This is a genomic window from Flavobacterium sp. FG19 (assembly GCF_057809475.1).
This window is the reverse complement of record NZ_JBMDKA010000004.1, coordinates 209312-236298: the sequence shown is the minus strand read 5'-3', so window position 1 is coordinate 236298 and position 26987 is coordinate 209312. Positions and strand designations below refer to the sequence as shown.

Here is a 26987-nt window from a genome sequence, read left to right as displayed (position 1 = left end):
CTTATTGATTTTTAATTTTACTCAAAATTTTAGAATCAATATAAAATGTTCCAAACGGAACAACACAGGCTAAAAGCACTTTCCATGTGGTAGTCACAAATTTCCAGTTCTGCTCCACTCCTACACTTATGGTGTTAAAAATAAAAAGCAAAAATAAAGCACCGTGAATGGTTCCGACAGGTCTTGTCAAAAACGGCATTTCAAAAATATATTTCATTGGCATTGCTATAAAAAGCAAAATCAAAAGCGACGTTCCTTCTAAGAATCCAATAATTCGCAATCTGCCGATGTTTGTCTGTAATAAATTTTTCATGATTATCTAAAATAAGGTCTGTTGGCAAGAGGTGAAAATGGCCACGGAATGGCTATAAAAATGATAAATAAAGCAATTAAAAACCAGATAAGCATCGTTTTGAATTTTTCTTCATCAGTTTTTCTACGTTTGGAAAGAGCTGAACCAATCGTAATGATGATAATCGCAATTAACATCAAAACAATATGGATAATTCCAAAAAATGAAGCATCCGGATTCTGAACCCCATCTTTAAAATTTCTCCAGAAAAATTTCACAATCGGACTCTGCAAATACACTAATATTCCAAAAAGAAGCTGAATATGAGCGATAGTAGCTGTCCAGTGCCGGAATAAATTTGCTTTTTTAGTAAATGGAAGTTTTTGCGAATAACCTTTGTAAGCTATGTAAATTGAAGATAACAAGCTTACCAATACGAGCCATCTTATAAAGGAATGGCCTTCTAAAAGAGTTTGATACATTGTTTTTTGATTTAGACAATGCAAATATATTTAAAAACATACTAAGTAGTATGTTTTTAAAAAATAATTTTATTTCAAACTATTCAAATAGCCCCTAAACTCCTTTAAATAAACCACATAAGCAGTATTATCATTTTGAAGTTTCCCGAAGTTTCTTACTCCCCAGTAGCCCGACAAGATGAAAAATGCCACTTGTTCGCCCACGACATCTTTACGAATTAAACCCGATTTCTTTCCTTTTTCAATTGAATTTATAATCGTTTCTTTCCACAAATTCACTAATTCAGATAAAGCTTCGCTAAACCTGTCATTCCAGGGAGTCATTTCCTGAGTAAGATTCCCTACAGGACATCCGTATTTTACCTGCAGGAAAGGATCTTCAAGAAGCAGATACGAGATCATATTGTAAAAATCCTCAATTGGGTTTTGTGATGCCTCAGTGGGTTTTATAAAATGTTCCTGCATAGTAGGTTTTAGAATTTCTTCTATAATAGCAATGCCCATTTCGTCTTTAGTTTTAAAATGATAATAAAAAGCTCCTTTGGTAACTTGTGTAGTTGCTATTATTTCATCTATGCTTGTAGTTTGATATCCTTTGGTATATATCAATTCAAATGCTTTTTGAAGAATAGTGAGACGGGTGTTTGCTGCTTTTGACATAAAAAATACTAGTTAGTATGAAAAGCAAATTTACAGAAAAATAACGGGTATAATTTATTCAGACACATAGAAACATAGTTATACTGCTGCTTAAGAAGACATTTCACTTATAGTAATCCACATAGCTCTCTGTGTGCTAAATCTTGTCAAAGCTGTATAACCGTTTACACAAAGCTATATGTTAGAAACCAGTTTCTTTCTAATTCCTTTTTTTTAATTATTACATTGTACGTTTCTATGTGTTTAAATAAAACAGAATAATATAAACTTCTCTTAATTCATAAAGCAATCGCTTTATTTCAATTGATTTTGTAAATTAGCCAACACTATTTTGTAAAATCAATACTATATCATGGATTTAAACTTCAATAAAAACGAAGATCACAATAAACTGCTCCTTTCTGAATTAAAACAAAAGTTCGCCAAAGTAAAATTAGGCGGAGGCGAAAAACGTATTGAAAAACTGCATGCCGAAGGCAAAATGACAGCTCGTGAAAGAATCGCTTATTTATTGGACGAAAATTCTAAAAGTATTGAAATCGGAGGTTTTGCAGGTGAAGGAATGTATCCGGAACACGGAGGCTGTCCGTCCGGAGGTGTTGTGGTTAAAATTGGATATATTAAAGGTAAACAATGCATCGTTGTGGCTAATGATGCTACTGTAAAAGCAGGCGCCTGGTTCCCGATTACGGGAAAGAAAAACCTGCGTGCACAGGAAATTGCAATCGAAAACAGACTTCCTATTATTTATTTAGTAGACAGTGCCGGCGTTTATCTGCCAATGCAGGATGAAATTTTTCCGGATAAAGAACATTTCGGACGAATCTTTAGAAACAATGCCCAAATGAGCAGTATGGGAATTACTCAGATTGCAGCCGTTATGGGAAGCTGCGTTGCCGGAGGTGCCTATCTGCCAATTATGAGTGACGAAGCCTTGATTGTAGACAAAACAGGAAGTATTTTTCTGGCCGGAAGTTATCTGGTAAAAGCAGCAATTGGTGAAACAATCGACAATGAAACTTTAGGAGGCGCTACGACACACTGTGAAATATCAGGCGTAACCGATTATAAAGCAAAAGATGATAAAGATGCTTTGGATAAAATCAAAAATATAGTAGACAAAATTGGTGATTTTGATAAAGCCGGCTACAGCCGAATCAAAGCAGAAAAACCAGCTTTAGAACCCAACGATATTTACGGAATTCTTCCAAAAGCAAGAACCGAACAATATGATATGATGGAAATCATAAAACGTCTGGTTGATAATTCAGAATTTGAAGCTTACAAAGAGGGATACGGACAATCGCTGATAACAGGTTATGCCCGAATTGACGGCTGGGCGGTTGGAATTGTAGCCAATCAAAGAAAAGTAGTAAAAACCAAAAAAGGCGAAATGCAGTTTGGCGGTGTAATTTATTCGGACAGTGCTGATAAAGCAACCCGATTTATTGCCAATTGTAATCAGAAAAAAATTCCTTTAGTATTTTTACAGGACGTTACCGGATTTATGGTCGGTTCAAAATCAGAACATGGCGGCATTATTAAAGATGGTGCCAAAATGGTAAACGCCGTAAGTAATTCGGTTGTGCCTAAATTTACAGTAATCGTAGGAAACTCTTATGGTGCAGGAAACTACGCTATGTGCGGAAAAGCCTATGACCCAAGATTAATTTTTGCCTGGCCGAGTGCGGAACTTGCTGTTATGGGCGGAACTCAGGCTGCAAAAGTTCTGGCACAAATAGAAGCTTCTTCACTTAAAGCAAAAGGCGAAATGGTAGATGAAGCAAAAGAAACAGAACTTTTTAATAAAATAAAAGCCCGTTACGACGAGCAGACTTCTCCTTATTATGCTGCTTCGAGATTATGGACAGATGCTATTATTGATCCCCTAGATACCAGAACCTGGATTTCCATGGGAATCGAAGCTGCCAACCACGCCCCTGTTCAAAAACCGTTTAATTTAGGGGTAATTCAGGTATAAACTTTTTAGAAATTCACAAAACTGGCTAAACAAATAGCAAAAACCTCATTTCAAGATACTTAAATTAAATATTCCATTAAAAATCAGTAACTTTATACGTAATTTTTAATCACGTAGTATCATGGAAAATGTCAAAAGCTTAAATAAGTGGGCCAATGCGCATACTTATTTACCAGTAGATTTAGTACGTATTATATTGGGTGTTTTTTTATTTATGAAAGGAATTTCATTTGTAACCAATGTCCAGTATTTACATGATTTAATTTCTCCTATTGATCGTTTTGGCGGCGGAATGTTCCTTTTGCATTACATTGCTCCCGCGCATATGATTGGAGGTATAATGATTGTATTCGGGCTGCTGACCCGCTGGGCGATCGCAGCTCAATTACCCATACTATTTGGCGCCGTCCTGGTAAATATATTGGGACGCATGCATTCCGAAAGCTTAATTTTAGCCTGCGTAGTGCTTTTACTATGTATATTCTTCCTGTTTTACGGAGGAGGAAAACACTCTGCCGATTACTATTTCAAAATGCAGCAATAAGATTAGTTTTGTCCTCAGCTGATCCAAAGCTGAGGATAAAAATAAAAGTAATTTTAAGAAGTAATTAGCACTTTAAAATTTCGTTTATTGTGTTTTATGAACTAAATTCGCCCCCATGAATTGGATTCGTAAAACAGTCATTTTTGCATCACTTTTGATCATAGGTTTCTTTGCCGCTCAGGCAGGCCAATTTCCTGTACAGCAAACTGAAAGCCAAAAAACGGATACCAATTTCTGTAAAGATACTACAGACTCTTCGGCATTTATTCAGCCTCAGGGCAGTTATCAGCTGGCAGCCAATATTAAGACAAATGCTTCCGGAATTGCCAGATGGTTTGATGCTCTGTTTACGGTTTTACCTCAGCATGAAACCTCTGCGTCTTTTTTTAATTTCACCAATACCTTTTCTACCCAGAGCAAAAAAATCTCTTTACTGCTCTACGCCTTCCATTTTTTCTGGTAATTAAAACAATAATTCTATCTGAAAGAGTATTCTCTATTCAGGAATTTAAACGGTTTTCGGCCTGAAAACGGTTTAGTGTTTTATAGTATTTACCAAAACTTTTAAAGTATAAAAAATGGAAACAAGTGTAACCATAATAGGTCTCGTGATTGCCATCATCGTAGCCATTCCAATCTATTTTTCAGCACGATCGAGCGCTGCCAGTAAATCAAGAATTTTAAACATCAAAAAGAAATTCAATCCGAATAACCCGCATGAGTTTGATTTAACCGAATCTCAAAGCAATAAAACCCTGACGATTGACCATAAAAACAGAAAATTCATTCTGATGAATTTTAATCCCAATCAGCAGGAATCTACTTATGTTGATCTGAAAAGCGTATCGTCCTGTAAACTGGTTTTAACCACAGAAGGCAGTTCAGATACGATCGTGAAGATTGATTTTGAATTCCAGGACAAAGAAACTTCTAAAAAAATCACAATTCCATTCTATGATTTTGACGATGACCGTATCAAACAAATCAGTGTCTATCAGGATCATATGTTTGCGAAAAAATGGCTTAAAATCATACAGGATTCTATTTAGTGTTAGTTATTTAATTCAGCAAAAAGAGGCTCTTTATGAGTCTCTTTTTTTATTCCTACATGATATTTGTCATTTTATAGCCGGGGCCGAACTTGTAATTTTGATGAAAACTAAATCCGTCTTTATGAAAATTTCACTAACCCAAAAGTACAATGTACCGGGACCAAGATACACCAGCTATCCTACCGTACCTTATTGGAATGAAGCCGAATTTACAATCGATGAATGGAAATCCTCTTTTCAAAAAGCATTTTCAGAAAGCAACTCGCAAAACGGAATAAGTTTATATATCCATTTACCTTTTTGCGAAAGTATGTGTACTTTTTGCGGCTGCAACAAGCGTATTACAAAAAATCATTCCGTTGAAGAAAAATACATAAATGCCCTTTTAAAAGAATGGCGTTTATACTGCTGTTTGCTTCCTGAAAAACCTCTTATCAAAGAAATCCATTTAGGAGGCGGTACCCCGACCTTTTTCTCTTCAGGCAATTTAGAGAATCTTATCAATGGTATTTTCAGCTTTGCCAATAAAGCCGAAAATCATGAGTTTAGCTTTGAAGGCCATCCAAACAACACCACTTATGAGCAGCTCAAAAAATTATATGATTTGGGTTTTCGCCGGGTAAGTTTTGGTGTTCAGGATTACTCCGAAAAAGTCCAGAAAGCTATTAATCGTATTCAGCCTTTTCACAATGTGGCTAAGGTAACTTTCTGGGCCAAAGAAATTGGTTATAAATCTATTGGACATGATATTATTTTTGGTCTGCCATTTCAGACTCTGGAAGATGTAATTGATACGGTCGAAAAAACAAATTCAGTAAAACCCGACAGGCTGGCATTTTACAGCTATGCCCATGTGCCGTGGATTAAAGGAAACGGACAGCGCGGCTTTAACGAAGAGAATCTTCCTAAAGATGCTGAAAAAAGAAAACTGTACGAAACTGGAAAGCAGCTGCTTTCTGCCAACGGTTACCATGAAATAGGAATGGATCATTTTGCCCTTCCTTCCGACAGTTTATTTCATTCGGCACAAAACAAATCCCTGCATCGAAATTTCATGGGCTACAGCGCTTCAAAAACACAGCTTATGATTGGTCTGGGTGTTTCCTCGATCAGTGACAGCTGGTATGCTTTTGCCCAAAACACCAAAAATCTGGAAGACTATTACCAATTACTGGAATGGGACCAGCTTCCGGTTGTAAAAGGTCATATTTTGAATAATGAAGATCTTATCATCAGAAAACATATCTTAAACTTAACCTGTGAACTTGAAACTTCCTGGAGTCATGATTCTTTATATTTTGAAGAATTACCGGAAGTTTTAATGTCTTTAAAAGAAATAGAAAATGACGAGTTGATTGTAATTGAAAACAATACCATCAAAATCACTGAAGCCGGAAGGCCTTTTGTACGTAATATTTGTATGGCTTTTGATTTACATCTAAAAAGAAAGTCACCGGAAACAAACCTGTTTTCGATGACAGTTTAATGGCAGTTAGGAGTTCCCTGAACAAACAAACTCATAGTAGAGGGAGATAAATAGGGAATTCCTAATCCCAAACCTCTTAAAATAAACAAAACACCAATAATTACGGCCACATACGGAATTGCTTTCTGAATTTTATTTCGAAACGGAAGTTTTAGAAGTGAATTGATATACACTACTACCGTCATTAACGGAATAGTTCCTAATCCGTACAGCAACATATACAAAACTCCGTAGCCGGCGCTCTGCATGGCAATAGCCCCAAACAAGGCCACATATACCATTCCGCAGGGCAAAAATCCGTTTAACAAACCAATTGTAAAGAGCGATTTGTAGCTTTTCTTTTTAAACTGACTTCCTAAACTTGATTTTATTTTTGAAATTATCCTGTAAACCGGTTTTGAGAAATTATATCTGGCAAATACTTTTTCCGGAATTAAAACAATCAGGATCATAGCAATACCTATAAAAACAGACATTCTTTGCTGCATTCCGGCCAGAAAAAATCCTCTTCCGAGCAGTCCGAAGATTAACCCTATTGTAGAATACGCCGTTAATCGGCCCAGGTGATATGTTAAAATCTGAGTTACTTTCCTGGTTTCATTCTGATGATCCACAGGAAGCATCATGGCAATAGGGCCGCACATTCCTACACAATGCAGACTGCTTATAAGACCTAATATAAATGCAGAAAATAACATTTTAGCTGTTTTGATTTGATTTATGTATATTGACGTGAAGTCTTTTCAGGACATTTTTTTGTCGATGTCATTTTTTGCTACCCGCCTTTTGCTTCTAAAGAAGTAAATATACTGTCTTCATTTCTTTTGTTCTTTACCTGGACAGATCTCATAGAATTTTATATAAGACAGAGAAAAAGTGACCGTCTTTTGTCCGCAGGGACTATGTATCTAATCCTGAGCTCAGAATCGGAATCAGTTTACGTAAATGACCTCTTTAGTTAAATATTTTTTGCCGTCGTACTGCCATTCCATATTTACGTCCCAGCGGCCTTTGATCAACTTTTTGTGCGGAATAACTATAGAAGAATTATTTAAAGCAATTTGGGTATTAAAGTCAAACTTTTTGTTAGAAGGTCTGTACAGTAAAATATTTCCTTTTACTTTATCATTGTCAAAATTGGCAGGAAAAGTCACTTTTACGCCTTCTTCTTCAAACTTAATAACAGGTTTGTGCTGCAGATCATGCGCATTCTGAATACGTGCCATTTCTTCCTGAAAGTGGGAATCATGTTTGTAATATTCTTCTACAACCAGATCGTTATCATATTTACTATTTGACTGTACTTCAAAAACAAAGTATAAAATAAAGGTCATAAACAATCCAAATGCTATGACAATGGCGGTTCCCCAGTTAATTTTCATAATAATGCTGTTTTTAATTAAAACTTCGTGGTCCTAAGAAATTGGTTTTGGTAGTCTGAAGGAGTTCTTTTCCGTTATAGACTCCAATTTTTATATTGGTTTTATCGCTTTCTAACAGTACTTCATTTATTTCGATGAACAAAGTTCCCTGTGAAATACCTTCTCTTGGAACTTTGAAATGTGTTTTCCCAACATTTTTGATCTCACCTTTCTGATCGATCAGCTCAAAATGAATATCATTGTAATCTTTCATCGTTTTATTAACGATCTTATAGGTATATACATTACTGATTTTATCTCCTTTGTGCTGGAAAAGCTGACCAGGCAGACGCAGGATAACAGCCTGCACATCGGCTCTTAAAAACAGCATCCCCACAAAAATACTTAATAAGATACAAAGAACTGCTGTGTAACCTTTCATTCTGGCTGTAAACCTGAATGGTTCTTTTTTTGCAATTTCATCTTCAGAAGCATATCGAATAAGGCCTTTGGGCAGACCAACACTTTCCATAATATGATCACATTCATCTATACAGGCGGTACAATTGGTGCACTCCAGCTGCGTTCCGTTTCTGATATCGATTCCCATTGGGCAGACGTGGACACATTGCAGGCAGTCGATACAATCTCCTTTTCCGGTTAAGGCCCTGTCTTCTTTTTTATTAATTTTGGCACGCCCGGTTTCTTTTTCACCTCGTACAAAATCGTAAGCTACGTTTATAGATTTATTATCTAAAAGAACGCCCTGAAGTCTTCCGTACGGACAGGCAATAATACAAACCTGTTCACGAAACCAGACAAAAACAAAATAAAAGACTCCCGTAAAAATCAGCAGGGCAATAAAATTACTAGCCTGCTCAATAGGCCCCTGTTCCACCATTAGCAGTAAAGCATCGCTTCCTACTAAATAAGCCAGAAACACATTGGCAATAAGAAAAGAGATCAAAAAGAAAATTATCCATTTGGTTATCCTTTTCCTGATTTTTTCAGTATTCCATTCCTGTCTTGCCAGACGCTGCTGTGCGCCCCGGTCACCATCAATCCAATATTCAATACGTCGAAAAACCATTTCAAGAAAGATAGTCTGAGGACAAATCCATCCACAAAAAATCCTTCCAAAAACTACTGTAAAGAGTATTATAAACACAACCCCTACCAGCATTGAAATTACAAAAAGATAAAAATCCTGAGGCCAGAAAGGGAATCCAAAAATATTAAAACGACGTTCGAGTATATTGAACATCATAAACTGATTGCCGTTTACTTTAATAAAGGGATTTATAAATAAAATAGCCAGCAGTACATAACTGACTATTTTACGGTAATCATAAAATTTACCAGACGGTTTTTTAGGAAAAATAAATTTCCGTTTACCACCCTCATCTATAGTTCCAATGGTATCTCTAAAAGCTTCGTCTGGTAAATTTGACATGGTATTGTATTCTAATTATTTTTTAACTGCGGTACTATCTGCTGGTTTTGCTGCAGCGGCATCTGTTTTGGGAGCACTTTCATCAACCCACACATCCCCTTCAGGTTCTTTTGGATCTTTTGGATTACTTCCCTGTAATGAGAGAATATAACTTGCGACTTTTTGGATTTCTTTCGGTTTTAAAGTTCCTTTCCAGGAAATCATCCCTTTTCCGTCCCGGCCTCCGTTGGTAATCGTATGGAAGAGGTTTTTAATTCCTCCTCCTAAAATCCAGCGGTCATCGGTTAGGTTAGGCCCAATCTGTCCTCCGGCATCAGCTCTGTGACAAGCCGCACAGTTTGTGGTGAAGATTTCTTTTCCTGCTGCGAGACTTGGTTCATCCGTTAATAAAACCACTGTTTTTTCATCCATTAAATCAGGAGCTGTTTTTAGATATTCTTCAACATCAATTTTAGCCTGAGCCATTTCTTTTTTAAGCTCCATTTCCTGGTTATCCGCCCCTAAAACATCGTAACGAATCACATAGATTACACCAAAAATGATACAGATATAGAACAGATACACCCACCAAGGCGGTAAATTGTTATCCAGCTCTTTGATTCCGTCATAATCATGATCCATCAAAAGTTCACCTTCTTTTTCTATTGGTGATGTTTTAGTCAGCTTTTGCATCAGGTTTTTAAACCAGGTGCTTTCTTTTAAGCTTAGACTTTCTTCATATTCCTGTTTTGCTTTTTCTTCCGGTGACATTAACTGATACATCACTCTGTTTACAGCACTAAGTGTTATTTCAATTGCAATTAAAATGAAAAGAAAAACAAACAAAAAGACTGATATCATTGGATATTTTACAAACGCAGGTCTATCTCCTGAGTCAACAAAATATTCCATCAAACCAAAGACGATGAAGAAAATCAATGGCACTCTAACATATACTGGGAAAAACTTTTTCATTTTATCTATCTTTTGTAATTACAACAAGCCCTTCATCTAAAGGAATACTACTCATTTCCTGAATTTTATCTTTTCTATAGGAGAATACCCAAAAGCCTAATCCTACAAAGAAAAAGAAGAAAATCAGGAGGGAAATAATCGGGTATAATTCTACACCCGATATTGTTTCCATATTGTGTTTTATCTGCTCAAACATAATGCTGTTATTTAGAAGTTTCTTTTACTTTAATATCAGTACCCAGTCTTTGAATGTAAGCAATCAAAGCCACGATTTCCCTTTCGTTCATTGGAACGAATTTCTCTCCTTTTACAGCGGCTTTTTTACGGCTGTCTTCATAACTTTTTACAAAGTCAGGATCACTTTCAAGGCTTTTTTCGATTTTAAGCGCCTGATCTCTTAATGTTTTCTGAGCATTTGCAATATCAGCATCTTCATAGGGAACACCTAATGTGCGCATGGCTTTCATTTTTTTCTCTATCAGGGAAATATCTAAAGCTTTATTATCGAACAGCCATTTATAACCTGGCATTATTGAGCCGGCAGAGGTGCTTTGCGGATTCCACATATGGTTAAAGTGCCAGTTATCATTGTACTTACCACCTACTCTTAATAAATCCGGTCCTGTACGTTTTGATCCCCATAAGAATGGATGATCGTAAACAAACTCTCCTGCTTTTGACTGTACTCCGTAACGTTCTACTTCACTTCTAAACGGACGAACTGATTGTGAGTGGCAGCCTACACAGCCTTCTCTGATATATAAATCACGTCCTTCGAGCTCTAAAGGTGTATATGGTTTTACACTGGTGATGGTTGGTATATTGGATTTAACCATTATAGTAGGTACAATCTGGATAATACCTCCTATTAAAATCGCAATTGTAGCCAAAATGGTCAACTGGATTGGTTTTCTTTCTAACCAGGAGTGGAATTTTTCTCCTCTTACTCTTCCGCTGCTGATTCTTTGCAATGCAGGAGCCTGAGCTAATTCGTCTTCTACCGGAGCACCTTGTCTAACTGTCATAATAATGTTATAAACCAATGTCAGCATACCTACTAAGTACAAAGTACCTCCGATAGCTCTCATCCAGTACATTGGCATAATAGCCGTTACGGTTTCAAGGAAGTTCCCGTAAGTTAACGTTCCGTCCGGATTAAACTGCTTCCACATAGAAGCTTGTTGAAAACCAGCCACATACAACGGAATTGTATAAACAATAATCCCTAAAGTTCCAATCCAGAAATGGAAGTTTGCCAGTTTCTTAGAGAACAATTCACTCTTAGTCATTCGTGGAATCAACCAATAAATAATCGCAAAAGACATAAAACCATTCCAGGCTAAAGCTCCAACGTGTACGTGGGCTACGATCCAGTCTGTATAGTGCGCAATAGCATTTACATTTTTAAGAGATAACATTGGTCCTTCAAAAGTGGCCATTCCGTAACCTGTAATCGCTACTACAAAGAATTTCAAAACGGGTTCTTCACGAACTTTATCCCAGGCACCTCTTAGCGTTAAAAGACCGTTAATCATACCTCCCCATGATGGAGCGATTAACATTACTGAGAAAGCTACTCCTAAATTCTGTGCCCAGTTTGGCAAAGCAGAATATAATAAGTGGTGCGGCCCGGCCCAGATATAGATAAAAATTAAAGACCAAAAGTGAATGATTGATAATCTATAAGAATATACAGGTCTGTTGGCAATTTTAGGAACGAAATAATACATTAATCCTAAAAACGGAGTAGTAAGAAAGAATGCTACCGCGTTGTGTCCGTACCACCATTGTACCAAAGCATCCTGAACACCGGCATAAACAGAGTAACTCTTAAGACCTGAAACCGGAATCTCAATATTATTAAAAATATGAAGTACCGCAACCGTTACAAAAGTAGCCAGGTAAAACCAGATGGCTACATAAAGATGGCGTTCTCTTCTGCGCAGCATGGTTCCTATCATGTTAATTCCCATTACGACCCAGATCAGGGCGATGGCAATATCAATAGGCCATTCAAGTTCCGCGTATTCTTTTGAAGAAGTATAACCTAATGGTAACGTAATGGCTGCAGCGACAATGATGAGCTGCCAGCCCCAAAAATGCAGGTTACTTAAAAAGTCACTGAACATTCTTGCTTTTAATAAGCGCTGCATTGAATAATACATTCCTGCAAAAAAGGCATTCCCAACAAAGGCAAAAATAACGGCATTAGTGTGCAAAGGCCTTAAACGCCCGTAACTAAGCCACGAAATCCCGTCTGTTATATTGGGAAAAAGGTACATAACCGCTAAGGTCAGTCCCACTAACATACCCACAACCCCAAAGAGGATGGTGGCGTAAATGAATTTTTTTACAATTTTGTTGTCGTAATAAAACTGTTCCATTTCCATAATTTATACTTGTTTTTCTTCTGTTGGTGAATTATTATTTTGGGAAGTAATTTTGGTCTCGTCATCAAAGAGAATTCTGACTGAGGGCGTATAATCGTCATCATATTGTCCTGTTTTGACCGCAACAATAAAGGCAATAAAGAAACAGACTGCCACGAAAATACTTACTGAAATTAATAGATAAATAACACTCATACCGTAAATTTATGTTAACAAAATTACAAGGTCATCGGCGTTTAAAATATGATAATTATCATAGTCAAAGAAGAATGTTAAAAATAACAAAAATATCTTTACAAATTACTTTTAAAAATTATAATTTTCTGTTACTGAAATAGTTAGACATAAAAGTAACAAAACTTACAATGGTAATTGTACTCAATGGCATGATGATCGCAGCTACCAGCGGAAGAAGGTTTCCGGTGACTGCAAATGTGAGGCCGATAACGTTATACAGCAGTGATAAACCGAAGCTCATTTTGATGATCAAAATCGATTTATGAGAAAGCTTTAAGAAGTACTTTAATCGTGAAAACACTCCTGCATCCAGAATAGCATCACAGGCTGGTGAAAACACATTTACATTTTCGGAAACGGAAACGCCCACATTACTCTGCGCCAAAGCTCCGGCATCATTTAAACCGTCTCCAACCATCATTACATTATGGCCGGATTCCTGCAGTTTTTTAATAAATTCCAGTTTTTGTTCCGGTTTCTGATTAAATACCAGTTCAGTCCCTTCTGGCAGAATAGCTTCAAGGTTTTGCCGTTCGCCGTCATTATCCCCGGAAAGAACTTTAATATTATATTCTTTACTCAAAGAAGCAAATAATTTTTCCAAACCTTCACGATACTGGTTCTGAAATATAAATTTCCCCAGATACACCGTATCAATTTTGATATGCAGCGCTGTTCGTTCTATCTCTGATACTTCAGGAACAGGGCTTTCAACAAATGATGAAGATCCAATTTTTATTTCTTTTCCTTCAACAGAAGCTAAAATTCCTTTTCCGGTGATCTCCTCAAAATCATCTATTTTAATTCGTTTATACTCTGGTAAAAAATCATAGAGCATTCGGCTTAAAGGATGATTGGAACCTCTAAGGACATTTTTAATCAGCAGGAAATTTTCATCAGAAACTTTCGTTCCTTCATATACAATATTTGACTTTTTATTGGTCGTAATGGTTCCGGTTTTATCAAAAACAATGGTATCTACTTTGGCCAGCTGTTCAATCACAAGGGCGTTTTTGAGATACATTTTTTGTTTTCCCATTATTCTCAGGATATTACCAAAAGTAAACGGTGCCGTTAAGGCCAGTGCACAAGGACAGGCTACAATTAAAACGGCAGTAAAAACATTAAAAGCGGTATTAGCATCAAAGAAAATCCAGTAACCAAAACCGGCAAAAGCGATCAGTAATAAAATAGGCGTAAAATAGCGGCTTATGGCATCGGTAATGGTTTTATGTTTTTGCAGCACTTTTTTCTGAAATACTTCATTACTCCATAACTGTGTCAGATAACTTTGGGAAACCGAATGTAAAACTTCCATTTCAATCACTTTCCCGATCTGTTTTCCTCCGGCAAATACTTTATCGCCTGATTTTTTTGTAATGGGAACTGCTTCTCCGGTAACAAAGCTGTAATCAATCTCTGTTTTTTCGCTAATCAGGATACCGTCTACCGGAATCAGCTCCTGGTTTCTAATCAGTAAACGATCCCCTTTTAATACGTCGTAAATAGGTACACTTTCTTCAGACAAATCAGAATTAATTCGGGTAACAGCAATGGGAAAATAGGATTTAAAATCTCTTTCAAAACTTAAAAAACTATAGGTCTTGATCTGAAACATTTTTCCCAGCAGCATAAAGAAAACCAAACTTGCGAGACTATCAAAAAAACCGGGGCCATGATCCATAAGCATGTCATAGCTGCTGCGGATAAACATTACAATAATTCCGAGCGCTATGGGAATATCAATGTTGAGCATACCGCTTTTGATACTTTTATAAGCCGAAACATAATAACCGCTTGCTGAATAAAAGAAACTTGGCAGGGCCAGCAGAAAAATCAGTAACCTGAAGAATGGTTTATAACTGTCTAACCAGAATTCTTTCATTTCGAAATATTCCGGAAAAGAAAGCAGCATAATGTTTCCAAAACAGAAAAAAGCGACCCCGAGTTTGTAGGTCAGACTTCGGTCTACTTTTGTCTTTCCTGTTTCGTAATTTTCTAAACTAATATAAGGTTCATATCCTATCGAACTTAATAAATCAGCAATTTCTTTTAATGAAACGGTTTCGGAATTAAAGGTAATACGAACTCTTTTTTCAGGAAAATTAACCTGCGAAGAGCTTATTCCGTGCTGTAAACGGTTAAGGTTTTCCAGAATCCATATACAGGAACTGCAGTGAATATGAGGGATATTTAGGGAAACTATCGATGTATTTCCTTCCTGAAATTCAAGAATTTTAGCTTTTATAGAATCGTTATCCAAAAAGTCGTATTTGCCTTTGATATCGGATGGAGTGGCTCCGGGCGATTTTTCAAAATCATAATAACAGGTTAAATCATTCAGACTAAAGATTTCATAAACGGTTTTACAGCCTGTACAGCAAAACGTTTTTTCATCAAAATTGATTTCTTCATCTTTAGGGATTTCAAGTCCGCAATGAAAACAAGTCTGCTCACTCATAATTTGTTTTTTTAGTGGAACAAATATTCAAAATAAGTGCTGATTATAAATATGATAATTATCATATAAAACCGAAATCAAAATGCAATTCTAAGGTATGGAAATAAAGCCTTTAAATTGCATAATTCTAATTTTTGCAGATTTTTAATACCCGAAAGTAACTTTGAACCGCAATATTCGTTAATTTTGCACCAAACTTTATCTGCCATGAATAAATGTGATCAATGCATCGTTAGACAACTTTCATCATTAAAAGCCCTTAATAAAGAGGAAGTTGTAAAACTCGCTAATAGCAAAACAACCTATACCATTAAAAAAGGGGAAGCTATTTTTGAGGAGGGCGAAGTCACTAACGGCGTTTTTTGTGTAAAGGACGGTGTAGGAAAACTTTCTAAATTAAGTGCCAACGGAAAAGATCAGATCGTAAAACTTGTCAAATCCGGTGAGCTGCTGGGACAACGTTCTATGATTAGTAACGAACCTGCTAATTTAACCGCAAAAGCCATTGCAGATATGGAAGTCTGTTTTATTCCCAAAACAGAAATCATTCATTTTTTTAATAACAACAATCAGTTTTCTTTAAATTTAATGCAGTCTGTCTGCGAAGATTTAAAGGAATCAGAAAATGATAAAATTGCTTTAGTACAAAAAACGGTAAAGCAGCGTTTAGCAGAAACATTACTTCAGCTGCACGATGATTTTGGCGAAAACCCGGACAAAACACTAAAAGTACAGCTTACCCGGGAAGAACTTGCCGGAATAATCGGAACCGCAACCGAAAGCTGCATTCGTTTGTTATCTGACTTTAACAAACTGGAACTAATTGAATTAGCAGGTAAAAAAATTATATTAAAAAACGTAAAAGCCTTAAAAAAACTGGCTGATTAATTTTTTACTGTTTTTTAGCTTCATTCCAGAAAACATCCATTTCGGCCAGGGTCATATCCATTAACGGCTTTCCTAATTCGCTGGCTTTGTTTTCCAGATACTGGAAACGTTTTATAAACTTTTTATTGGTGCGTTCTAAAGCATCTTCAGGATTTACGTTTAAAAAACGGGCATAATTTATCATGGAGAATAAGACATCTCCAAATTCAGCTTCTATTTTATCCTGATCACCTGCCGTTACTTCAGCCTGCAGTTCGTTTAGTTCTTCCTGAACTTTATCCCAAACCTGATGCGGTTCTTCCCAGTCAAAACCTACACCCTTTACTTTATCCTGAATGCGGCTTGCTTTTACTAATGCCGGAAGACTTCTTGGAACACCTTCCAAAACCGATTTTTTGCCTTCTTTTAATTTCAGCTTTTCCCAGTTTTGTTTCACTTCTTCTTCATCCTTCACTTTAATGTCACCGTAAATATGAGGATGGCGGTGAATTAATTTATCGCAGATTTCATTGCAGACATCGGCTATGTCAAAATCATGGGTCTCTGAGCCAATTTTAGCATAAAAAACGATATGCAGTAATAAATCACCAAGTTCTTTTTTAACTTCATTCAAATCATTGTCCAAAATAGCGTCACCTAATTCATAAGTTTCTTCAATAGTAAGATGTCTTAGGGTCTGCAGGGTTTGTTTTTTATCCCACGGACACTGCTCACGAAGTTCATCCATTATAATTAATAATCTTTCGAAGGCTTTTAACTGAAGTTCTCTGCTCATTTTTTGAAGTTTTTTTTGAGATTGAAAGAAGTTGTAAAAATAAAAAATCCTGTCAAGAAAATCATCTTAACAGGATTAATATATTTTAATGCAGCCGACTGCTATTCTTCTTTTTTAGCTTTTGCTTTTTTAGCAGCAGGTGCTTTTTTAGGTTTTTCCTCAACAGCAGGAGCTTCTTCAGGAGTTTCAGCAGCTGCAGGAGCTAAATCTGTTACTAAACCTTTAGCCTGAAGCGTGTTGTACCAGCTTACTACTTTTTTAATATCAGAAGGATACACTCTCTCTTCGTCGTATTCAGGCAGAATTTCTTTAAAATAAGCACTCAAAGTTGCATTATCTTCTTTGTGAGATATCGCCTGACCTTTGTTTTCTTTAGCCGCAATTTTCTGCATTACCTCAGTCAACGGTTTTTCCCCTTCGTATGTATAGATCGAAATTTCAGATAATAAGCTTACGTTACTTTTTAAGTTTACTGTAATTTTTTTTCCATCCAATAATGATTCTGCCACAAAACCTGTACGAGTCTGTACTTTCAATACATATAAACCTGGTTTCCCAGAAATGGCTAAAATTTTGTCTAAATTCATGTTTATTAAAATTAGTATTAAGAATTTTTAATATTTTTTGATGTTCATCAGCAGAACATTATCTCCCTTTTTTAGCGGCGGCAAATTTCATTCGGTAATCCTGAAATGTTTTACCCTCAGTAATATTTTTTAATTTCTTCTGGATCAAACGCTTTTTCAAAGAAGAAATTTTATCTGTAAATAAAACCCCTTCTATATGATCGTACTCGTGCTGGATAACTCTAGCAATCAAACCGTCAAAAACTTCTGTTTTCATTACAAAATCTTCTTCACAATATTCAATGGTCACCGTTGGTTTTCGGTATACATCTTCACGTACATCCGGAATGCTCAAACATCCTTCGTTAAAACTCCATTCTTCCCCTTCTTCCTTAACGATTTTAGCATTGATAAAAGTTTTTTTAAATCCTTTTAAATCCTTTTGCTCATTCGCCGGCAGATCCTCATCATCGCTAAAAGGGGTTGTATCGATCACAAATATACGTACCGGAAGACCTATCTGCGGTGCAGCAAGTCCAACTCCGTAAGCATTATACATGGTTTCGTACATGTTTGCTATTGTTTCTTTTAAGTTAGGATACTCAGGCGTAATGTCTGTACCTACTTTTCTTAAAACAGGATCACCATATCCTACAATTGGTAAAATCATTTGTTTTTATTTAATGTTTTTGTAACGAAAACCAAATAAAATGGTTCTCATAATTCAGCTGGCAAAAATAATAAAAAATAGTCAACGAATGGTGTCAAAGCTATATTATAACATAATTTTTATGCGCCTCGGAAAACTCAACTATAATTATGCCAAAATATTTCGTACAATTCTTAACTTTGCTTGTAAACCTCATTATATGTTTGACCGCATCTCAAAATTCACAAACAGTACTTCTTTTTTAAACGCTTCAAAAGTAACAATTGCTTCGGTTGTGCCTGTTTTAATTTTGAATTTCCTGGGTCATTTCGAAATTGGTTTTACAATTGCCCTTGGAGCATTTTATACTTATCCCAGCGATATTCCGAGTTCGTTAAGCCATAAAATAAAAGGATTAATCGTAGCTTCACTTATTGTTTCAGGTGTTAATTTATTGGTAAACCTTGCTTACCCTTATCCTTTTTTATTTTACCCTTTTTTAGGTTTCCTGTTATTCCTTTGTTCCATGATTTCGGTTTACGGGCAGCGTGCCACATTGGTTTCGTTTTCTGCTTTGTTATCCATTTCACTATCATTTGGTCATTTGCATGAGGGCTGGGAAGCTTTTGAATATTCCGGTTTTATTTTTATAGGAGGAATTTTATACCTGATTGTTTCTCTTGTTTTTCATTTTGTACAGCCTTATAAATATATCGAACTGCAAATTGCAGAAGGGATAAAACTAACAGCAAAATACTTAAAACTGCGGGGTGATTTATGGAGTCCGGAGGCCAATCGTCAAAAGATAATTGAAAAACAATTAGCCATACAGGTAGATCTGAACCTGATTCATGAAGATCTGCGAAAAATGCTTATTGGCAATCAAAATACATCGGCTGCCACGAGCCAGAACCGTAAAATGCTTTTGGTTTTTATTACGCTGGTCGAAATTCAGGAACTGGCTTTATATACTTCTTTTGACCACAGTAAACTTCATGAAAAGTTTGCCAGACATCCCGAGGTACTGCGTACCTATCAAAATGTAGCTTATAAACTGGCTTCAACACTTAAGAAACTTTCTAAAAACGTACATCATATTGCCGTTTATGTCGATAAAAACGATTTGAAAAACGAGTTAGATGCCCTGGAATTTGCCATTTTTGATTACGAGAAAACTTTAGGAAAAGAGGAAGCGGCAGAAGGCGTTTTAATGCTTACCAATATGCTCAAATATGCCAAGAACCAGGTTGGCAAAATTAAAACTATTCAGCGAGCCTTATCGCTGGCGATGCAGTCTTATAAACTAAAAGACAAAGACAAGGAATTAGAAAAATTCTTAACACCACAATATTATCCAATACGAACGCTTATTGAAAATTTAAGTTATTCTTCTTCTATTTTCAGACACTCTATTCGTTTAACCATTACTATTTTGCTTGGTTTTATTCTGGGACAGTTTTTACATCTTCAAAATAATTACTGGATCCTGCTTACTATAGTGGTTATCATGCGCCCCGGTTACGGACTGACGAAAGAACGGTCTTACAACCGAATTTTCGGGACTATTTTAGGGGGAATTCTGGCTTTTGGAATTGTATCTGTTATTCAGAATCATGTTGCTTTAAGTATTTTCTCAATTGTCTGTATGCTTTTGGGAATTTCCTTCACGCAGATCAACTACAAAATAAGCGCAACATTTGTAACAATGTATGTGGTTTTTATTTACGGAATTTTAACTCCAAATGTGGTAGAGGTAATTCAGTTCAGAATTTTAGATTCTCTTGCAGGAGCGACTCTGGCTTTTCTGGCCAATCAGTTTTTATGGCCTGCCTGGGAGTTTATAAACACCCCTATCCATATTGAAAATGCGATCAGGGCAAACCGCAGTTATCTTAAAGAAATTGCTGATTTTTATAATCAGAAAGGCGAAGTACCTACTTCTTACCGATTATCGAGAAAAAATGCTTTTGTTGAAATTGGAAATTTAATGACGTCTTTTCAGCGTATGATGCAGGAACCTAAATCAAAGCAGAAAACAATGCCTTTGGTTAACAAACTGGTGGTTCTAAATCATTCGCTTTTGTCTGCATTAGCCTCCTTATCAACTTACATCCAATCGCATCAGACTACATCTGCTTCAGATTCCTTCAACTATATTATAAAAACCATTTTATCTAATCTGGACAACTCTATTTCTATTTTAAGAAACGAAACGATCATAACCGATACTTTTTTTGATAAAGAAGATGTGACCTTACAGTTTGAAGAACTGAAACGCAGAAATTTTACACGTCTGGCAACAGATGACGAACTGGACAAAGAAACCCGTCAGGCGAAAATGCAGGAAGCTTCAATGGTAATTGAGCAGTTAATCTGGATGAGCAACCTTGCGGAAAAAATTCTGAAAATAACAAAAGAATTAAAAGCGGTAAAGAACGATTAAAACCTTCAATTCTTCTGTTTACTTTATTTTTCATTTAAATACTCTGCTTTACAAAAGCTGTGATTACTACAGCAGCAAACTCATTATTTAAACTTGCCAGAGCAGTTTCATGAATTAATTCTGCCGAAAACTCTTTCCCGTCGGCTCCTTTTTTATTAAAGGCCGCCGTCGCATCCGAAACAACGAAAACATCATACCCAAAATTCCCGGCCATTCTTGTTGTTGTCGAAACACAATGATCTGTTGTTAAACCAACAATTACTACTGTTTTAATTCCAGTATTATCCAGCTGCTCTTTTAAATTTGTTCCAATGAAGGCACTGTTTACATTCTTTTTAATAACAATTTCATCTACAGTTGGTTTTACCAAATCTTTAAATGCATTTCCTGCGTTATTTTCATTTAATAATGAATCTGGATTTGAAGAGCAATGCTGAATATGAAAAACAGGAAGATTATTATCTCTCCATAATTTTAAAATTGCAGCTACATTCTCTTCTGCATTTATATTATTCCTTTGTCCGCCCCAATATTCAATATCATCAAATCCTTTTTGAATATCAATTAAGATTAATGCCGGATTAATTGTTTTTGAAAGTGTCATATCTTTATTTATTAAAATTAAAAAAGGACTCAGTTATTTACAAACTAAGTCCTTTGGTTTTATTTACATTCGAAATTGTAATTATTTTATTTTTAAAACTTCGGCAGTATGTTTTCTCATTTCTGCTAAAAGTTCCGGTTTATCATTCAGCGTTTTGCCGTAAGAAGGAATCATCGTTTTCATTTTAGATTCCCATTCCGGTGATTTTATCTGATTGGTAAAACATCTGCTTACCAGATCAATCATGATCCCTACGGCTGTTGATGCTCCCGGAGAAGCACCTAATAATACAGCTAAAGTTCCGTCATGCGTATTAATAACTTCTGTTCCAAATTCTAAAACTCCTCCCCCGTTTTCACCTTTTTTAATTACCTGAACACGCTGTCCTGCTTTTTCAAGTTTCCAGTCTTTGGAACGGGCAGACGGAAGGTATTCACGAAGCGCTTTCATTCTGTCTTTTGGAGACTGACGAACCTGTTCAATCAAATATTTGGTAAGAGGGATATTATGATAACCCGCAGAAAGCATTGGGATTAAATTGTTTGCTTTGATAGAAAGCGGAAGATCTAAATAAGAACCATTTTTCAGGAAACGTGTCGAGAACCCGGCAAAAGGCCCAAAAAGAAGTGCTTTTTCGCCATCAATCACACGGGTATCAATATGCGGAACCGACATTGGAGGTGCTCCAACACTCGCTTTTCCATATACTTTTGCCTGATGTTTGGCAATTACTTCCGGATTAGTACATTTTAACCATTGTCCACTCACAGGGAAACCACCGTAACCGCGTCCTTCAGGAACATCGGCTTTTTCTAATAATGGCAGCGAACCTCCTCCTGCTCCAATAAATACAAATTTAGTGTAAGCTTTGCGTTTTTGTCCTGTTGACAAATCCGTGATTTTAATTCTCCAGGATTTATCCTCACGCTGTCTTAATTTTTTAACCTCGTGATTAAAATATAGTGTAACACCGTCTAATTTTTCAAGATAATTAAACATGCTTCTTGTTAAAGCTCCAAAATTAACATCGGTCCCCATTTCCATATGAGTTGCAGCCAATTTTTCGTCTGGCTCCCTTCCTTCCATCACAAGAGGCATCCATTCTTTCAACTGATTAAAATCAGTACTGAATGTCATATCTGCAAAAATAGGGTTGCTTTGCAGTACTTCGAATCTCTTTTTCAGATATTCTACATTTTTATCTCCCCACACAAAACTCATATGAGGAACACTTTTAATAAAATTTTCCGGAGAAGGAACTTTATTCTGCTGCACTAAATACGACCAAAACTGACGTGAAATTTCAAAGGATTCCGCTATGCTGATTGCTTTTTTAGGATCAATACTTCCATCTGGCTTTTCCGGAGTGTAATTGAGTTCACAAAAAGCTGAGTGACCGGTTCCTGCATTATTCCAGGCATCTGAACTTTCGGCAGCTGCCACATCTAATCTTTCGTAAATTTCAATTTTTATATCGGGCTGCAGCTCTTTTAAGATTAATCCAAGAGTTGCACTCATGATTCCAGCTCCAATAAGCACTACTTCACTACTGGAACGTATTGTATTGTCAGGCATAACAGTAATTTGTTTTAAAAGTGCAAAGGTACTTTTTTCAATCGCAAAAAAAAACTAAATTTTACATGATAAAAGTTAGAAAACTATAATTTTTTCTAAAAAAAGAAAATTAACCCGAAACCAGCTTAAAAACGTTTAGAAGAAAGATAATCCTGAAGCATGATAGTGGCCGAAATTTCATCGATAAGCCCTTTATTCTGGCGCTGTTTTTTACTCAGGCCGCTGTCAATCATCGTCTGAAATGCCATTTTTGAAGTAAAACGTTCATCACCGCGAATTACTTTCATATCCGGAAAAATATTAGAGAAGTGTGTTACAAACCCGTTAATTACAGAAGCACTTTCTGAGGGCTGCCCGTTCATTTGTTTTGGTTCGCCAATCAAAACCGCTTCGACTTTTTCTTTCGCAAAATAATCTTTTAAAAAATCAATAAGCGTATGAGTGGGAACTGTAGTTAAGCCGGAAGCAATAATCTGCATTTCATCCGTAACCGCTATTCCGGTTCTTTTTTGTCCGTAATCTATAGAGAGAATTCTTGGCATTTTATTTTTTGTCAAAATTACTTAAAATAATCGATGCTTTAAACCCCCCAGAACATAAACAATTTGTTGTTGAGGGTCAACTTTTACGATTACAGTATACCCTTTAAAAGTAAAATCACGAAAGTTTTCATCTTCAAAATATATTGATTTTTTAAAACGAAAAGGATCCGTCAATTCTTTTTTTATCTCTTGCAGAAGTTCATTTTTGAATTTTCTGGCTGCTATCGGTTTATCTCTGGAAATAAAATGAACAATATCATTTAAATCATAATTAAACTCAATCGTTAGCTTTATCTTCATATTTAGAAATCGTATTCTCAAGCAAAACATCTAATTCTTCAAAGGTACTGTACTGAGCTGTTCCATTGGCTATTTTTTCAGCACGTTCTCTCAATCTTTTCTTATTTTCATCAAATTCCGGATCTTCTACAGTTATCTTTAGTTCATCAGAAGAAAAAGAACTCAAAAAAGTCAGGATTTTTTCTTTAATCTCAGGCTGAAACTCTAATCTGATTGCTTCCATAATACTTTCATTAACCATACAAATATAATTCATTTGCACTGATGTTTTTTAAATTTAACGCGCTTTAAACCAAAACCAGCTGGTTCGACAAAATACAAAACCAAAAGGCCTGTCCTGAAAAAATTCAAAACAGGCCCGAACCTAAATATTTAAAGAACTAAAAATTATGCTTGTTTACCGGTTAAATAAGCGGCCGAAGAAACCTCTGTGTTCTTCTTCCTCTCCATCCTGCTCTTCTTCATAATGCGCAAATTTGGCCTGATTTTTTTCGTGTTCAAAGATCAGTTCTTTGATATACTCAACATAGCTTCTCTTTTTTTCTTCTAAGAAACCTATTAAATATTTCTCACTGAATTCAACTCCGCTTGCAGCTTCAATCTGAAGCAGTTTTTTATATAAAGGCTCAATGTGCATGGCAATAACTTCGTGAGGCACTGCCTGTCTTCTGCCAAAATAATTCACAATAACTCCGTTTTCATCTCTTGCAATATCAAAATCAGTAATAACCCAGTAATATCTTCCTGATTTTGCCAGGTTTTTTACAATAGCATGAAAGTTTTTTCCATTTTTAAGGTTTTCCCAAAGCACTTTAAAAATAACTTTAGGCATATCAGGGTGGCGGATGATATTATGCGGCTGTCCCATTAATTCGTAATCTTCATAACCACAAACATCAACAAAAACTTCATTGGCATATTCGATAATACCAAAAGCATTTGTTTTGCTCATAATTACCTGTGTTTTATCCCAGGTCACCTCTTTGTCTATTACAGTAACGGGAGTTCGGGGTTGATTCTCTTGATTCATGTTGTGTAGAAATTAATATGTTTTTGGATTGGTATTTTGTAATTCCCCTTTGTAAGAATTAATTACACAAAAGTAGAATGAAGAAAAAGGTTAAAATCTGACTTTTATCATATTTTGATATAAAAAAACCGTTAACAGCCAGTAAACAAAAGAAAGCATTTTTGAAAACCTGTCTTATCAAATTAAACACAAAATGTTATACTTGTAACATTTTCAATCCGGTTTGCTTTTTTGCTTTTCCTTAAATACGTTATCTTTGCCAAAAATTTAAATTATGAATTCTTTACAGACTATAATTGAACAAGCCTGGGAAAACAGAGCTTTATTACAAGAAACTGCTACAACTGAAGCTATCAGAGAAGTGATCGAACTGGTAGATGCAGGAAAATTACGTGTTGCTGAACCGGCTGGTGACAAATGGCAGGTAAACGAATGGGTTAAAAAAGCAGTTGTAATGTATTTCCCAATTCAAAAAATGGAAACATGGGAATCTGGTATTTTCGAATATCACGATAAAATGTTACTTAAAAGAGGTTATGCTGAAAAAGGAATTCGTGTAGTACCTAATGCTGTTGCCCGTTACGGAGCTTATATTTCGAGCGGTGTAATTTTAATGCCTAGTTATGTAAATATTGGTGCTTATGTTGACGAAGGAACTATGGTAGACACCTGGGCTACAGTTGGAAGCTGTGCACAAATTGGTAAAAACGTACACTTAAGCGGTGGAGTTGGTATTGGTGGTGTTCTTGAGCCATTGCAGGCTGCTCCGGTAATTATCGAAGACGGTGCATTCATCGGATCACGCTGTATTGTTGTTGAAGGTGTTCACGTAGGTAAAGAAGCCGTTCTTGGCGCTAACGTATGTTTAACTGCTTCGACAAAAATTATTGATGTTACGGGTGATGAACCAGTGGAAATGAAAGGTTATGTACCTGCCCGTTCTGTTGTAATTCCCGGAAGTTATACTAAAAAGTTTGCTGCCGGCGAATATCAGGTACCATGTGCTTTAATTATTGGTACACGTAAACCTTCTACAGATTTAAAAACTTCATTAAATAATGCACTTCGTGAATACGACGTTGCCGTATAATTTTTAGAAAAACAAATTAAAAAATCCAAATTCCGATCTTAATCAATTGGAATTTGGATTTTTTTTGCTTCAATTTGTACCTCTTACAAAAGATTAAAATTTTCAGATGAAGATACTTGTTATTCAACAAAAAATGATTGGCGACGTTTTAGTCAGCAGCATTATCTGCAATAATCTAAGAACAGCCTATCCTGATGCCCGGATCGATTATCTTGTTTATGCCTCTACCACTCCTGTTTTAGAAGGTAATACAAACATCGACAACATTATTTTATTTGAAGAAAAACATAGAAAAAGTAAAAAAGAACTGCTTAATCTGGCCTTTCAGATCCGAAATGAGAAATACGACCTGCTAATTGATGCGTATTCTAAGCTGGAAAGCTGGCTGCTGGTTTTATTAAGCGGTGCCAGGCAAAAAATCTCTTATAAAAAACCGGGAAGAAATTTTCTGTATACCAACAATGTTCCGTTTGAACCTTTTCCTAAAACCAATTTAGGTCTGGCTATCGAAAGAAGACTGTCCTTATTGGAGCCTCTTAACCTGAAAATAAAAATTGATCCTATCCCCAAATTATTTGTTTCTGAAAAAGAAAAACTGGAGGCTGCTGCTTTATTTGAAAAACATCAAGTTCGAAAAGACAGAAAAACAATCATGATCAGCCTTTTAGGCAGCGAGAAATTAAAAACCTATCCGCTTGAATTCATGTCAGAAGCAGTAGATTATATTGCAGATCATGCCGATGTTAACATACTGTTTAATTATTTCCCTAAACAGCTTGAAGAGGCCAAAACTGTTTTTAATGCCTGCAAACCTTCTACCCGGGAAAAAATCTATTTTGATTTGCTGGGCGGCGATTTACGATCGTTTATCGCTATTATGAATCAATGTGACCTGATTATTGGAAATGACGGCGGCGCAATCAATATGGCCAAAGCACTGGAAAAACCTTCATTTATAATTTTCTCTCCCTGGATTGAAAAGAAAATCTGGGCTACATTTGAAGACGGAATCCACCATCTTTCGGTACATTTAAAAGATTATCGCGAAGATCTGTTTGAACAGAAATCCGAAAAAATGCTGAAAAAAGAAGCTTTGTCTTTGTATCAGGAATTTAAACCCGACTATTTTAAGGACAAAATTGAATCATTTCTGAAAAACAACATCAAATAAA

General features: G+C 36.0%; 29 protein-coding genes. 9 read left to right on the top strand and 20 right to left on the bottom strand.

All coding sequences use genetic code 11. From position 1 onward, the window contains the following. Position 1: 1 nt before the first annotated feature. The 3 genes from ACODST_RS06460 to ACODST_RS06450 all read right to left on the bottom strand — a co-directional run bounded on the left by ACODST_RS06460 (position 2) and on the right by ACODST_RS06450 (position 1434). A complete protein-coding gene (locus tag ACODST_RS06460) occupies positions 2-313 on the bottom strand; it encodes a DUF3817 domain-containing protein (RefSeq protein ID WP_488931299.1) in 312 nt (103 codons plus the stop codon). A 2-nt stretch (positions 314-315) separates the two neighbouring features. Next, complete coding sequence (locus ACODST_RS06455) at positions 316-774, bottom strand: hypothetical protein (protein ID WP_488931298.1); 459 nt, start codon at positions 772-774, stop codon at positions 316-318. A 69-nt stretch (positions 775-843) separates the two neighbouring features. Further along, the gene (locus ACODST_RS06450) at positions 844-1434 is read right to left on the bottom strand and encodes a TetR/AcrR family transcriptional regulator (protein WP_488931297.1); all 591 of its coding nucleotides are present in this window, start codon (positions 1432-1434) and stop codon (positions 844-846) included. Between the two features lie 352 nt (positions 1435-1786). Between ACODST_RS06450 and ACODST_RS06445 the strand changes: the two genes are divergently transcribed. The 5 genes from ACODST_RS06445 (at position 1787) to hemN (ending at position 6497) form a co-directional block, all read left to right on the top strand. Next, the gene (locus ACODST_RS06445) at positions 1787-3415 is read left to right on the top strand and encodes an acyl-CoA carboxylase subunit beta (RefSeq protein WP_488931296.1); all 1629 of its coding nucleotides are present in this window, start codon (positions 1787-1789) and stop codon (positions 3413-3415) included. Positions 3416-3536: 121 nt separating this feature from the next. Continuing rightward, the gene (locus ACODST_RS06440; protein WP_488931295.1) at positions 3537-3959 is read left to right on the top strand and encodes a DoxX family protein; all 423 of its coding nucleotides are present in this window, start codon (positions 3537-3539) and stop codon (positions 3957-3959) included. 115 nt (positions 3960-4074) lie between these two features. Beyond that, the gene (locus ACODST_RS06435; RefSeq protein WP_488931294.1) at positions 4075-4422 is read left to right on the top strand and encodes a hypothetical protein; all 348 of its coding nucleotides are present in this window, start codon (positions 4075-4077) and stop codon (positions 4420-4422) included. A gap of 115 nt (positions 4423-4537) precedes the next feature. Beyond that, positions 4538-5008, top strand: a complete 471-nt coding sequence (locus ACODST_RS06430; protein WP_488931293.1) for a hypothetical protein — start codon at positions 4538-4540, stop codon at positions 5006-5008. 124 nt (positions 5009-5132) lie between these two features. Further along, the gene (gene hemN, locus ACODST_RS06425) at positions 5133-6497 is read left to right on the top strand and encodes an oxygen-independent coproporphyrinogen III oxidase (RefSeq protein ID WP_488931292.1); all 1365 of its coding nucleotides are present in this window, start codon (positions 5133-5135) and stop codon (positions 6495-6497) included. On the opposite strand, the gene ACODST_RS06420 is transcribed toward hemN, so the two are convergent. The 8 genes from ACODST_RS06420 to ACODST_RS06385 form a co-directional block, all read right to left on the bottom strand. Further along, the gene (locus ACODST_RS06420) at positions 6494-7195 is read right to left on the bottom strand and encodes a sulfite exporter TauE/SafE family protein (protein WP_488931291.1); all 702 of its coding nucleotides are present in this window, start codon (positions 7193-7195) and stop codon (positions 6494-6496) included. The two genes, hemN and ACODST_RS06420, sit on opposite strands and share 4 nt — an antisense overlap. A gap of 234 nt (positions 7196-7429) precedes the next feature. Next, positions 7430-7879 carry a FixH family protein gene (locus tag ACODST_RS06415; protein WP_488931290.1) on the bottom strand — a complete coding sequence of 150 codons (450 nt, stop codon included), beginning with the start codon at positions 7877-7879 and terminating at the stop codon, positions 7430-7432. A 13-nt stretch (positions 7880-7892) separates the two neighbouring features. Beyond that, a complete protein-coding gene (ccoG, locus tag ACODST_RS06410) occupies positions 7893-9311 on the bottom strand; it encodes a cytochrome c oxidase accessory protein CcoG (protein WP_488931289.1) in 1419 nt (472 codons plus the stop codon). Between the two features lie 15 nt (positions 9312-9326). Continuing rightward, on the bottom strand, positions 9327-10265 hold the full coding sequence (locus ACODST_RS06405) for a cbb3-type cytochrome c oxidase N-terminal domain-containing protein (RefSeq protein ID WP_488931288.1): 939 nt from the start codon (positions 10263-10265) through the stop codon (positions 9327-9329). A 1-nt stretch (position 10266) separates the two neighbouring features. Next, entirely contained in the window at positions 10267-10461 is a 195-nt protein-coding gene (locus tag ACODST_RS06400) for a CcoQ/FixQ family Cbb3-type cytochrome c oxidase assembly chaperone (RefSeq protein ID WP_488931287.1), read from the bottom strand. 7 nt (positions 10462-10468) lie between these two features. After that, entirely contained in the window at positions 10469-12655 is a 2187-nt protein-coding gene (ccoN, locus tag ACODST_RS06395) for a cytochrome-c oxidase, cbb3-type subunit I (RefSeq protein ID WP_488931286.1), read from the bottom strand. A 3-nt stretch (positions 12656-12658) separates the two neighbouring features. Next, on the bottom strand, positions 12659-12850 hold the full coding sequence (gene ccoS, locus ACODST_RS06390) for a cbb3-type cytochrome oxidase assembly protein CcoS (protein WP_488931285.1): 192 nt from the start codon (positions 12848-12850) through the stop codon (positions 12659-12661). A gap of 118 nt (positions 12851-12968) precedes the next feature. Further along, the gene (locus tag ACODST_RS06385; RefSeq protein WP_488931284.1) at positions 12969-15353 is read right to left on the bottom strand and encodes a heavy metal translocating P-type ATPase; all 2385 of its coding nucleotides are present in this window, start codon (positions 15351-15353) and stop codon (positions 12969-12971) included. 207 nt (positions 15354-15560) lie between these two features. On the opposite strand from ACODST_RS06385, the gene ACODST_RS06380 reads away from it, so the two are divergent. Then, the gene (locus tag ACODST_RS06380; protein ID WP_488931283.1) at positions 15561-16241 is read left to right on the top strand and encodes a Crp/Fnr family transcriptional regulator; all 681 of its coding nucleotides are present in this window, start codon (positions 15561-15563) and stop codon (positions 16239-16241) included. 4 nt (positions 16242-16245) lie between these two features. On the opposite strand, the gene mazG is transcribed toward ACODST_RS06380, so the two are convergent. The 3 genes from mazG to def all read right to left on the bottom strand — a co-directional run bounded on the left by mazG (position 16246) and on the right by def (position 18252). After that, positions 16246-17016, bottom strand: coding sequence for a nucleoside triphosphate pyrophosphohydrolase (gene mazG, locus ACODST_RS06375; protein WP_488931282.1), 771 nt, complete (start codon positions 17014-17016; stop codon positions 16246-16248). Positions 17017-17117: 101 nt separating this feature from the next. After that, a complete protein-coding gene (locus ACODST_RS06370) occupies positions 17118-17603 on the bottom strand; it encodes a DUF5606 family protein (protein WP_488931281.1) in 486 nt (161 codons plus the stop codon). A gap of 58 nt (positions 17604-17661) precedes the next feature. After that, complete coding sequence (gene def, locus ACODST_RS06365; RefSeq protein WP_488931280.1) at positions 17662-18252, bottom strand: peptide deformylase; 591 nt, start codon at positions 18250-18252, stop codon at positions 17662-17664. Positions 18253-18451: 199 nt separating this feature from the next. On the opposite strand from def, the gene ACODST_RS06360 reads away from it, so the two are divergent. Then, positions 18452-20674 (top strand): FUSC family protein, encoded by a 2223-nt coding sequence (locus tag ACODST_RS06360; protein ID WP_488931279.1) that lies wholly within the window; start codon positions 18452-18454, stop codon positions 20672-20674. A gap of 34 nt (positions 20675-20708) precedes the next feature. Here the strand turns inward: ACODST_RS06360 and ACODST_RS06355 are convergent, their stop codons facing one another. The 6 genes from ACODST_RS06355 to ACODST_RS06330 all read right to left on the bottom strand — a co-directional run bounded on the left by ACODST_RS06355 (position 20709) and on the right by ACODST_RS06330 (position 24725). Continuing rightward, positions 20709-21278: a cysteine hydrolase family protein gene (locus tag ACODST_RS06355; RefSeq protein ID WP_488931278.1), complete on the bottom strand. Its 570-nt coding sequence runs from the start codon at positions 21276-21278 to the stop codon at positions 20709-20711. Between the two features lie 81 nt (positions 21279-21359). After that, positions 21360-22853 carry a malate:quinone oxidoreductase gene (locus ACODST_RS06350; protein WP_488931277.1) on the bottom strand — a complete coding sequence of 498 codons (1494 nt, stop codon included), beginning with the start codon at positions 22851-22853 and terminating at the stop codon, positions 21360-21362. A 125-nt stretch (positions 22854-22978) separates the two neighbouring features. Continuing rightward, positions 22979-23395, bottom strand: coding sequence for a Holliday junction resolvase RuvX (gene ruvX / locus ACODST_RS06345; RefSeq protein ID WP_488931276.1), 417 nt, complete (start codon positions 23393-23395; stop codon positions 22979-22981). A gap of 21 nt (positions 23396-23416) precedes the next feature. Then, complete coding sequence (locus ACODST_RS06340) at positions 23417-23695, bottom strand: type II toxin-antitoxin system RelE/ParE family toxin (RefSeq protein WP_488931275.1); 279 nt, start codon at positions 23693-23695, stop codon at positions 23417-23419. Beyond that, the gene (locus ACODST_RS06335) at positions 23673-23951 is read right to left on the bottom strand and encodes a hypothetical protein (protein WP_488931274.1); all 279 of its coding nucleotides are present in this window, start codon (positions 23949-23951) and stop codon (positions 23673-23675) included. Before ACODST_RS06335 ends, ACODST_RS06340 begins: the two co-directional genes overlap by 23 nt. 141 nt (positions 23952-24092) lie before the next feature. Beyond that, positions 24093-24725, bottom strand: coding sequence for a PAS domain-containing protein (locus ACODST_RS06330; protein WP_488931273.1), 633 nt, complete (start codon positions 24723-24725; stop codon positions 24093-24095). A gap of 274 nt (positions 24726-24999) precedes the next feature. Between ACODST_RS06330 and ACODST_RS06325 the strand changes: the two genes are divergently transcribed. Together ACODST_RS06325 and ACODST_RS06320 are read left to right on the top strand one after the other, a co-directional pair. Then, positions 25000-25815: a 2,3,4,5-tetrahydropyridine-2,6-dicarboxylate N-succinyltransferase gene (locus ACODST_RS06325; protein WP_488931272.1), complete on the top strand. Its 816-nt coding sequence runs from the start codon at positions 25000-25002 to the stop codon at positions 25813-25815. 106 nt (positions 25816-25921) lie between these two features. Then, positions 25922-26986 carry a glycosyltransferase family 9 protein gene (locus ACODST_RS06320; RefSeq protein ID WP_488931271.1) on the top strand — a complete coding sequence of 355 codons (1065 nt, stop codon included), beginning with the start codon at positions 25922-25924 and terminating at the stop codon, positions 26984-26986. Position 26987: the final 1 nt, after the last annotated feature.

Excerpts from the sequence above, each read along its gene's own strand:
- ACODST_RS06320 (WP_488931271.1), top strand. The coding sequence starts at position 25,922 with ATGAAGATACTTGTTATTCAACAAAAAATGATTGGCGACGTTTTAGTC.
- ACODST_RS06415 (WP_488931290.1), bottom strand. The coding sequence starts at position 7,879 with ATGAAAATTAACTGGGGAACCGCCATTGTCATAGCATTTGGATTGTTT.
- ruvX (WP_488931276.1), bottom strand. The coding sequence starts at position 23,395 with ATGCCAAGAATTCTCTCTATAGATTACGGACAAAAAAGAACCGGAATA.
- def (WP_488931280.1), bottom strand. The coding sequence starts at position 18,252 with ATGATTTTACCAATTGTAGGATATGGTGATCCTGTTTTAAGAAAAGTA.
- ACODST_RS06430 (WP_488931293.1), top strand. The coding sequence starts at position 4,538 with ATGGAAACAAGTGTAACCATAATAGGTCTCGTGATTGCCATCATCGTA.
- ACODST_RS06405 (WP_488931288.1), bottom strand. The coding sequence starts at position 10,265 with ATGAAAAAGTTTTTCCCAGTATATGTTAGAGTGCCATTGATTTTCTTC.
- ACODST_RS06370 (WP_488931281.1), bottom strand. The coding sequence starts at position 17,603 with ATGAATTTAGACAAAATTTTAGCCATTTCTGGGAAACCAGGTTTATAT.
- ACODST_RS06450 (WP_488931297.1), bottom strand. The coding sequence starts at position 1,434 with ATGTCAAAAGCAGCAAACACCCGTCTCACTATTCTTCAAAAAGCATTT.
- ACODST_RS06435 (WP_488931294.1), top strand. The coding sequence starts at position 4,075 with ATGAATTGGATTCGTAAAACAGTCATTTTTGCATCACTTTTGATCATA.
- ACODST_RS06460 (WP_488931299.1), bottom strand. The coding sequence starts at position 313 with ATGAAAAATTTATTACAGACAAACATCGGCAGATTGCGAATTATTGGA.
- ACODST_RS06355 (WP_488931278.1), bottom strand. The coding sequence starts at position 21,278 with ATGACACTTTCAAAAACAATTAATCCGGCATTAATCTTAATTGATATT.
- ccoN (WP_488931286.1), bottom strand. The coding sequence starts at position 12,655 with ATGGAAATGGAACAGTTTTATTACGACAACAAAATTGTAAAAAAATTC.
- mazG (WP_488931282.1), bottom strand. The coding sequence starts at position 17,016 with ATGAGCAGAGAACTTCAGTTAAAAGCCTTCGAAAGATTATTAATTATA.
- ACODST_RS06325 (WP_488931272.1), top strand. The coding sequence starts at position 25,000 with ATGAATTCTTTACAGACTATAATTGAACAAGCCTGGGAAAACAGAGCT.
- ACODST_RS06455 (WP_488931298.1), bottom strand. The coding sequence starts at position 774 with ATGTATCAAACTCTTTTAGAAGGCCATTCCTTTATAAGATGGCTCGTA.
- ACODST_RS06380 (WP_488931283.1), top strand. The coding sequence starts at position 15,561 with ATGAATAAATGTGATCAATGCATCGTTAGACAACTTTCATCATTAAAA.
- ACODST_RS06335 (WP_488931274.1), bottom strand. The coding sequence starts at position 23,951 with ATGAATTATATTTGTATGGTTAATGAAAGTATTATGGAAGCAATCAGA.
- ACODST_RS06350 (WP_488931277.1), bottom strand. The coding sequence starts at position 22,853 with ATGCCTGACAATACAATACGTTCCAGTAGTGAAGTAGTGCTTATTGGA.
- hemN (WP_488931292.1), top strand. The coding sequence starts at position 5,133 with ATGAAAATTTCACTAACCCAAAAGTACAATGTACCGGGACCAAGATAC.
- ACODST_RS06360 (WP_488931279.1), top strand. The coding sequence starts at position 18,452 with ATGTTTGACCGCATCTCAAAATTCACAAACAGTACTTCTTTTTTAAAC.
- ccoG (WP_488931289.1), bottom strand. The coding sequence starts at position 9,311 with ATGTCAAATTTACCAGACGAAGCTTTTAGAGATACCATTGGAACTATA.
- ccoS (WP_488931285.1), bottom strand. The coding sequence starts at position 12,850 with ATGAGTGTTATTTATCTATTAATTTCAGTAAGTATTTTCGTGGCAGTC.
- ACODST_RS06400 (WP_488931287.1), bottom strand. The coding sequence starts at position 10,461 with ATGTTTGAGCAGATAAAACACAATATGGAAACAATATCGGGTGTAGAA.
- ACODST_RS06330 (WP_488931273.1), bottom strand. The coding sequence starts at position 24,725 with ATGAATCAAGAGAATCAACCCCGAACTCCCGTTACTGTAATAGACAAA.
- ACODST_RS06445 (WP_488931296.1), top strand. The coding sequence starts at position 1,787 with ATGGATTTAAACTTCAATAAAAACGAAGATCACAATAAACTGCTCCTT.
- ACODST_RS06340 (WP_488931275.1), bottom strand. The coding sequence starts at position 23,695 with ATGAAGATAAAGCTAACGATTGAGTTTAATTATGATTTAAATGATATT.
- ACODST_RS06385 (WP_488931284.1), bottom strand. The coding sequence starts at position 15,353 with ATGAGTGAGCAGACTTGTTTTCATTGCGGACTTGAAATCCCTAAAGAT.
- ACODST_RS06420 (WP_488931291.1), bottom strand. The coding sequence starts at position 7,195 with ATGTTATTTTCTGCATTTATATTAGGTCTTATAAGCAGTCTGCATTGT.
- ACODST_RS06440 (WP_488931295.1), top strand. The coding sequence starts at position 3,537 with ATGGAAAATGTCAAAAGCTTAAATAAGTGGGCCAATGCGCATACTTAT.